This is a genomic window from Streptomyces sp. 8K308 (assembly GCF_004348315.1).
GTDB lineage: Bacteria > Actinomycetota > Actinomycetes > Streptomycetales > Streptomycetaceae > Streptomyces.
In genome coordinates, this window is sequence record NZ_SMKC01000328.1 from 1 (window position 1) to 7,673 (window position 7,673).

At 69.4% G+C, this 7,673-nt stretch carries 8 protein-coding genes; 4 read left to right on the top strand and 4 right to left on the bottom strand.

Annotated features, from left to right (window positions below; translation table 11 throughout):
• Positions 1–523: 523 nt before the first annotated feature.
• Positions 524–1,765, top strand: a complete 1,242-nt coding sequence (locus E1265_RS29985) for a glycosyltransferase family 4 protein (RefSeq protein ID WP_132934128.1) — start codon at positions 524–526, stop codon at positions 1,763–1,765.
• A gap of 385 nt (positions 1,766–2,150) precedes the next feature.
• On the opposite strand, the gene E1265_RS29990 is transcribed toward E1265_RS29985, so the two are convergent.
• The 3 genes from E1265_RS29990 to E1265_RS30000 all read right to left on the bottom strand — a co-directional run bounded on the left by E1265_RS29990 (position 2,151) and on the right by E1265_RS30000 (position 4,479).
• Positions 2,151–3,098 (bottom strand): alpha/beta hydrolase, encoded by a 948-nt coding sequence (locus E1265_RS29990; RefSeq protein WP_207931266.1) that lies wholly within the window; start codon positions 3,096–3,098, stop codon positions 2,151–2,153.
• Complete coding sequence (locus tag E1265_RS29995; protein WP_132934129.1) at positions 3,041–3,610, bottom strand: TetR/AcrR family transcriptional regulator; 570 nt, start codon at positions 3,608–3,610, stop codon at positions 3,041–3,043. Before E1265_RS29995 ends, E1265_RS29990 begins: the two co-directional genes overlap by 58 nt.
• 107 nt (positions 3,611–3,717) lie before the next feature.
• Positions 3,718–4,479, bottom strand: coding sequence for an alpha/beta fold hydrolase (locus E1265_RS30000; protein ID WP_132934130.1), 762 nt, complete (start codon positions 4,477–4,479; stop codon positions 3,718–3,720).
• 131 nt (positions 4,480–4,610) lie between these two features.
• On the opposite strand from E1265_RS30000, the gene E1265_RS30005 reads away from it, so the two are divergent.
• The 3 genes from E1265_RS30005 to E1265_RS30015 all read left to right on the top strand — a co-directional run bounded on the left by E1265_RS30005 (position 4,611) and on the right by E1265_RS30015 (position 6,648).
• Positions 4,611–5,015 (top strand): helix-turn-helix domain-containing protein, encoded by a 405-nt coding sequence (locus E1265_RS30005; RefSeq protein ID WP_132934131.1) that lies wholly within the window; start codon positions 4,611–4,613, stop codon positions 5,013–5,015.
• A gap of 151 nt (positions 5,016–5,166) precedes the next feature.
• The gene (locus E1265_RS30010) at positions 5,167–5,946 is read left to right on the top strand and encodes a class I SAM-dependent methyltransferase (RefSeq protein WP_132934132.1); all 780 of its coding nucleotides are present in this window, start codon (positions 5,167–5,169) and stop codon (positions 5,944–5,946) included.
• Between the two features lie 429 nt (positions 5,947–6,375).
• Positions 6,376–6,648, top strand: a complete 273-nt coding sequence (locus E1265_RS30015; RefSeq protein ID WP_132934133.1) for a hypothetical protein — start codon at positions 6,376–6,378, stop codon at positions 6,646–6,648.
• Positions 6,649–6,783: 135 nt separating this feature from the next.
• Here the strand turns inward: E1265_RS30015 and E1265_RS30020 are convergent, their stop codons facing one another.
• Positions 6,784–7,263 carry a hypothetical protein gene (locus E1265_RS30020; protein WP_132934134.1) on the bottom strand — a complete coding sequence of 160 codons (480 nt, stop codon included), beginning with the start codon at positions 7,261–7,263 and terminating at the stop codon, positions 6,784–6,786.
• Positions 7,264–7,673: the final 410 nt, after the last annotated feature.

A 7,673-nucleotide genomic window follows, 5' to 3' on the forward strand; every position in this document is an offset into this window, starting at 1 on the left:
ACGTTCTCCACCGTCCACGTCCTCATCAAGCAGATCCGTGACTACATCAACTCCTGGAACGAGACCGCGAAACCGTTCACCTGGACCGCGACCGCCGGCGAGGTCCTCGCAAAGGTCAGACTCGTCGGACCAACGTGAAGAAACTCGTCAATAACAACTCGAAGTGATACGAACGGGATCACGAGACACTAGGCCGTCAGGGTTTGCCGGTCAGCAGGCAGGACGGTGTAGTGCGGCCATGCTATGGAGGGCCCTGACGCCGGTCCGGGGATCAAGAACTGCTGACGTTCGGCGGTCAGCCCGCCCCCTTGTGGGTACCGCGTGCCTCCGGTGATACTCCCGGCCGACGGCCAGCCGTCAGCCCCTACGACACCACGATTTAACCTCGGTGATCGGTGTAGGGTAATGCGGTAGTTGCTCCGCGTCTCCTCGCGAGTTTCACGCAAGTCCGCGAGTTTCACTGTTCCGTAAGTCTCATGCCGTCACCCTTGCGCCGTCGTCTTCTCGTCGTCACGATGGCGGGATGCGAAAGGCGTTGTTGGTGTCCCACCGTCTGGGTGGACTGGACGGTGTGAGCGTTGCGGCCGAGCGTTGGGTGAGCGTCCTCTCCCAACTTGACTTCAGGGTGACTCGCGTCGCAAGTCACTATGTGCGTCAGGAGCCTGATGACCTGTTGATCAGGGGAATGTGGGCCGATCTGCCAGGACATCCTTGTCCGCCGCTGGACATGGCGGCAGCCAGGGAACTGGTGCGCCAGTCCGACCTGGTTGTTCTCGACAACCTCGGGACTCTGCCGTCTGCACCCGACGCCGCGCTGTCCTGGCAGGAGATCCTGCTGCAGGAGGGGGTTCCAACCATTGTCAGGCACCACGATCCCGGATGGCAGATAGTGTCCGGAATGTGGGGCGCTTACGATCCCGCGTCCGGACTTCCGCTCCATCATCCGCGAATGCTGCACGTAACCATCAACGGGATTACCATGCGGGACTTTGCGCAGCGCTACCCGAAGCTGCTGGAAAGCGGTTCCCTGGTGACCGTCTACAACACGGTGGACGGTCAGGAACTCCTGGACGGTGATCGAGCGCGTACGAGAGCGGAACTGAACGTGGCGGACGAGGATCTGCTCGTCCTCCATCCGACGATGCTTGCCAAACGGAAGAACATTCCGGCGGCGGTCGAACTCTGTCGGCGCCTTCAGCGGTTCTATGGGGAGTTGCGCAGGGTCAGATACTGGATCACGCATACCTCGGCCAAATGGGACCAGTCCCTTCCCTCGGAAATCGAGGAGAGCTTTGCGGTCGCCCCCGGGCTTGTCGTGGGGTCGACTCCCAGGCGGAGTGACATGTATGCCGCCGCCGACCTGGTCGTGCTCACCTCCATCTGGGAGGGGTTTGGGCAGCCGGTTCCCGAGGCGATGGTCGCGGGAAAGCCCGTCGCGGCCGGACCGTATCCCGTCCTGGAGGAGTTGGTGGATCGCCATCGCTGGAAGGTGTTGGATCCGCTCGACCCGGAGGCGGTGTTCGAGACCTTGGGGGACGTGGAAAGGCTCCGCGAGATCGTCTCCTGGAACCGCGGCCGTGCCGAGAAGCTGGACACCTCGAATCTCGTTTCCCCCATGAGAACCCTGGTGCGGGCGGCAGAAGACCTGGCGAACGGTCGAACGGGGATTCGCGCTGCGGACTCCGACCTGATGATCTCCGCGACGCGTTCCGTGGGGGAGGAGGGCGGGCCGGCTGATCGGTCGGGATTCTCACGTGTGCCGTGACGTCTCCGCCGCGAGGTGCCCGCCGTCAGAGCGCGAGGCCGGTGGCGGAAGCGCTCGTGGTCCAGGCGCGGGACGCCGAGGAGTTCGCGGATCCCGGCGATCGGCTCGGTGACGGACCATGAGCCGGCCGTGACGGCCGCCTGGCGGATCGACGACGTCGACCGTCCGTCACCCCGTCACCTTCGCTGCTGATGGTGGGATCCCCTGATTCCTCGGGGGAGGGGAGCCGCGGTGCCCCGAACCCGGTGACACCTCGCGGCTCCAGGAGCACGAGGCGCGGCCCCGGAGCGAGGACCGGGGCCGCGCCGCCGCGCAGGCCGGCGCCGCGCCGTGCGAGGTGGGCCTTCCGCCATCACTCAGCTCGTTCGGCCGGACGGCCCTTGCGTCAGCGCCCTTCGAGGAGCGCCCTGAGCGCGCCGGCGAACTGCGCAGGGCGTTCGACGGGCCCGAGATGGCCGCCTGGGAACTCGTTCAACGGGAGCCTGAGCCGGGTGGCGAGGGCCGCGGCGGCCCGGTAGGGGAGCTGGCCCTGGGAGTCGATGCCCGCTACGGGGACCAGTCGTGGGCCCACCGCCCCGAGAGCGGCCAGGTCGACCTCGCCGGTGGTGAACGGGATCAGGACGTGCTCCAGGAACAGCGGCTGGAGCTCGCTGAGCACGGAGAACAGCTCCAGCAGTTCCGGGGTGGGCGGTTCGGGGAGAGTCTCGGCGTAGCCGTCGAGCCAGTCGCCGGGATGGCGCAGCTCCGGGAGGTCGGCGCCGGGTTCCAGGGACGTCATGGTCTCGGCCATGAGCCGAGCCGCTTCGTCCATCCCCCCGGTGCGCGCGGCCGCCCGGACGGCCTCAAGCCCGTTTCGGTGGCGTTCGGCGTCCGGCAGCAGGCCGAGCACCGGGGGCTCGTGGACGACCGCGAGGCGGAGGCGGTCGGGGTGACGGGCCAGCAGTTCGAGGGTGGTGATGGCGCTGGCGCTGAAGGCGAACACGGTCGGCGGCTCGTCGAAGAGCGCCTCGATCAGGCCGAGGGTGTCCTCTGCGTAGACCTTCGGGTGCTGGTCGCCGTGCTCGGTGCCCGGTCGCGCCGAGACCAGGCGGCTGGACATGGCGACGACGCGGTAGTGGTCGGCCAGGTGCGCGGCGACCCCGTCGAGGACGCCGGCGTGCCCGGCGCCGCCGGGCAGGAGCAGCAGCGGGGGGCCATCGCCGCGGTCACGGTAGGCGATGGGAGTGCCGTCGAGGGCGAGCGTTCCGGTGCGGATGGGTCTCTCCTGTCGAGGTTCTAGATCTTCGACCAGTTGGCCAGGGTGTGGTGGAGCGTGTCGACCGCCCGCCGCCATGAGGCGTCGACACCGCGGTCGGCGGTGAAGCCGTTGGTGGCCTCCAGGTCGCTGAAGCCGTGCAAGGTGCTGCGCAGCAACCGGACCGCGTCGGTGGCGTCGGGTTCTGAGAGGTCGTAGCCACGCAGCAGCGCGTAGCAGACCTCGACGATGCGCGCCACGCCCGTCGACGCGGTGAGGGCCTCGGGCGACACCGGGTACCGGGTGGCCGCGTAGCGGCCCGGATGCCCGGTCGCCAGGGCCCGGTAGGTGTCGGCGAAGGCGATCAAGGCGTCGTAACGGGCACGCCCCGCCACGGCCGCGCCCAGTGCGTCGGCCCACTCGGTGAGCGCGAGCAGCGCCACGCGCTCCCGTAGGTTGGCCAGGCCCCTGATGTGCGTGTAGAGGCTGGCGTCGCGGACGCCGAGGCGCTTCGCGAGCGCCGAGAGTGTCAGCTTCTCGAAGCCGATCTCATCGGCGAGGTCGGCGGCGGCGGACACCAGGGCGTCCGGAGTAATCCTCTCACGGGGCATAGGCTTTTCCTAACCTCCCTAGGGCCGACCCTAATATACACAGGAAGAGGAGGGTGCCCATCGCCGGTGCCGCGCTGCCGCGACGGCGAGGTGGAGTGCGGCGCTGATCACCGTGATGCAGCGGCAAGAAAGCGCAGAACGTGGGGCAGGACGTCGGCGGACCGCACCCAGCCGGCGCGGTGATCGGCATCGGGCACGGAGAAGAAGGTGGCCCCGGTGCGTAGCGCGACCCCGCGCATCGGCTCGTGCCAGGGGTCGGCTGTGCCGCAGTACATCAGCAACGGGACACCGGTGGACGCCAGACCGGCGTCCAGACCCCGGTCGCGGGAGAACGCCTCGTAGTTGGCGCGCAGTGCTGCGGGATCAGCGGCGTCGATGACGGCGGCCTGGGCGGGATCTGCGTAGGCACCCTGGCGCAGCAGGTCGAACGCGTCGGTGTCGGCAGGCAGTCCGAGTCGCCGCAGGCTGTGCTTGAGCGCGGAGGCGAAGCCGTCCACGGGGTCCCAGGAGCCGGCGACGACCCGGGTGCACCGCCCTGGCGCGTGCAGCGCCATGCCGAGGGCGGTCAACGCTCCCATCGAGTAGCCCCAGATGGTGGCTTGGTGAGCGCCGAGGTCGTCGAGGACGGCGGTGACGTACTCGACTCGGCGCTCCAGGGCGTAGGCGGCGGAATCACGTGGTCCGTCGCTGGCGCCGAGGCCGAGCGGATCGAGGGCCACCACCGTGTGGTCGGCGGCCAGAGCCGCGGTGTACCCGGTGTCGCTCCAGCTCGCACCGGTTTGGAACATCCCCGGATGCAGAACCAGCACCGGCCCATCCCCGGACACCTCGTAGCAGATCTTGAATCCGTTGCTGTGCGCTGTCGGCACCTTCGCTCCTGATGTGCTGCATGGTCGGACCTCCCTGGAGCACGCCCGTACGGCCGTCACCAGGAACGTTACGACTTGTAACGGGCGTCATCGTGCAGCATGCTCGGACCTCCGCGGAAGGAGGCACTTTTATGTCGCAACGGAACACCGCGATAACAGACCAGGTCACACCACCACCCTCGGCGGGCGCGCCGGAGATCCCCGACTGCCCGCTGCGTGAGGTACTCGCCCTGATCGGCGACAAGTGGAGCGCTCAGGTGCTGGTCGTGCTCGGCGACGGTCCGCACCGGTTCACCGAACTGGAACGTGCCATCGAGGGCATCAGCCGCCGGATGCTGACGCTCAGCCTGCGCAACCTGGAACGGAACGGGCTGATCACCCGCACCGTCCACCCCGACGCGCCACCGCGCGTGGAGTACGCCACCACCCCCTTGATCGACGAGATCCGCGAACCGCTGGAGGCGCTGGCGGCGTGGGCCGACCAGAACAGACCGGCCATCGCTGCCGCCCGCCACGCCTACGACAACCGCCACTGAGCGCGGCGTGGCCGAGAGGGGAAGAGCCGGCGAGCGCCTGAAGCTGGAGGGTGACGTGTGGGCGGCCGCGACGGTTTCCGGGTATGCCTCGCGATGCGGATCGGTGGCCGCCGTCGTACGGGTGGGCGCGGCAGAGAAAGGGTGATCGGGTGTGGAAGAGGACGAACGGCTCCGCCACGCTTCGTCGTTCGGCGCGGCGGCGACCGCGTACGCCGAGCACCGCCCGGACTACGCGCGGGCCGCGGTGCGCTGGGCGCTCGAGCTCGCACCTGGCCTGCGGGTGCTCGACCTCGGTGCCGGAACCGGCAAGCTCACCGCCACGCTGGTCGCGGCGGGCGCCGACGTCACGGCGGTCGAGCCCGACCCGGCGATGCTGACCGAGCTGCGCCGGGCGCTGCCGGACATCCGTGCACTGCCGGGTAGCGCCGAGGCGATTCCGCTGCCGGACGGGTCCGTCGACGCTGTGGTGGCGGGCAACGCCATGCACTGGTTCGACATGGCCGTCGCGGGCCCCGAGATCGCCAGGGTTCTGGTACCCGGCGGCATCCTGGCCGGCCTGTGGAACGTCATGGACGACCGGATCGGCTGGGTCGCCGGGCTGGCACGAGTCAGCGAGAGCGCGGCGATCGGCCCGCGTGACACGCCCGCCGGCTGGCGTGCCGAGACGGCCGGCGCGCACCTTCCCAAGACCGGCGTGGCCGCCCGTTTCGGCTACCCGGAGCAGGCCGAGTTCCCGCACGGCCAGCACCGCACCGCCGACTCCCTCGTGGCGACACTCGCCACGAGGGCGGGGATGCTGGTCATGCCGGAACAGGAACGCGAGGCCAGGCTCGGCCGGATCCGCGCCTTCCTGGCGAGCAGACCGGAGACCGCGCACGGCGAGTTCACCCTCCCGATGCTGACCGGTGTGCTGCGGCTCCGGCAGTTGTAGAAGACACCACCAGCACCGCCCGACGGGCTGGCCGAGGCGATCGCCCCTGTCACGACCGCACGGAGGAGGGCTGGCACCGGACGACGAGCCCCGATCCGGCGGCTCCCTTCCCGTCGGGCGTCACCCGTCATGCGTAACGCCTGGTCAGCAAAACCGGTTGCCGGCCCATGAGGCGGACAACTACCGTCCTGCCACGGCGGTTCGAGCACGGAAGGACGATGCCTGTGCCCGCGCCCCGCTGACGGGTCGCTGCGCTACCGCTCCGGACGGCCTGTCCGTCATCGGCGGCCGAAGTGGTCCTCCTCACGGCATTCCCCTTCAGACCAGTGAGAAGGACCTTCCGTGCTCTCCTTCGCATCCCGCGCGAACGCCTACCTACGCGCCGCTGCCGGTGTCCGCGCCGTTCGCACCGGACCGTTCACCGTCCGCATGAACGCTCACGACGCCGGCCTCTTCTTCAGCTACGCCATCCCCGACGACGGAGCCGAACCGACAAGCGACCAGGTCCGGCGGCTCATCGAGACCGACGCACAACTCCGCGAGGTCGCCGAGGCCCAGGGCGAGGCCTACGAGCAGCCGGTCACCACCGAGCACGACGTCGCCCGGCTGCGAGCCGTGCTGGACCGCGGCGGCCTGGTCGCGCTGGCCCTCCGCGCCGGATACCGGCGAGTCTCGGAGGTCCTGCACATCTCGCTGCGGTGAGCACCAGGCCGCCCCTGAGATCCCGGGCCGCGCGATGACGTCGTCGCGCCCCGAAACCAGGCGGCGCGTCGCGGGCCGACGGGTGGGCGCTCGCCTGATCAGCGGCGGGCACCACGGTCTGCCGGTCCGCGGCGGTCAGGGGGCGAAGGTGGAGACCACGAAGTGGACGCGCCGGTTCCGCGTACGCTGCACCTCGCTGCTTGGCACCACGTGCACGAGATCGGCCGCGCCGCAGGGCTTGGTGAAGATGTCGAACCGCTGCGCGTCCCTCACACTCGCCGGAGGGGTCACCCCGGCTGCGGTGAGTGCGGCGGTGATCTGGTCGAAGACCCAGACGCCAGCGTTGCTGGCCCGCTTGTCGCTCGCGTCGAGCTCTTGCGCGCGACGCTGCTCCGCGCTGAGTCCCGCGGTGTCGACCCGGTCGGAGTGCCCCAGGATGGTGATCTGGCAGAACTGGTTGTTCGACGGGAAGTGCTCGGCGTTCACCGCTGGCTCGATCACCACCTCTCGGATGATGTTTTTCGCGTTCGCGGACAGCCGGCCGAACAACTGTGAGAAGGCGACCTCCTGCGCGACGAATCCGTCGATCGGGAGATCACTCAGTGTCTTGGCCATAGCGAGACTTTCCTGGTCGGGCGGTGTCGTCGAACGGCGCCCTCGCTGGGGGGCGCCGCGATGGCAGCATCATCCCCTCGGCCGCCGAGGCGTCGACGGCACCACGCCGGGACACCGCGACCGGGCCCGGCGCGCGCTCCCGCCGCGGGCCAGGAACCGCATGGGCCGGGTGGCTTCGGGCCTCGACCGCGGTGCTGATCGCGGTCGCCGCGCGGGCCGGGGCGCGGGCTTAGGCAAGTGACTGGGGCGGCCCTCTGTCGGCTAGATGAATGAGTCCAAGGGGTGGCCTGCGGGCATGATGCGAGGGTGTCCAATGTCGGCGTGTGAAGACAGATGTGGACACCCTCGCGACAGCACTCTATGCCCGTATCGATGATGGGTTGAAGGCTTCGCCATGGTTGGCTCCGGCA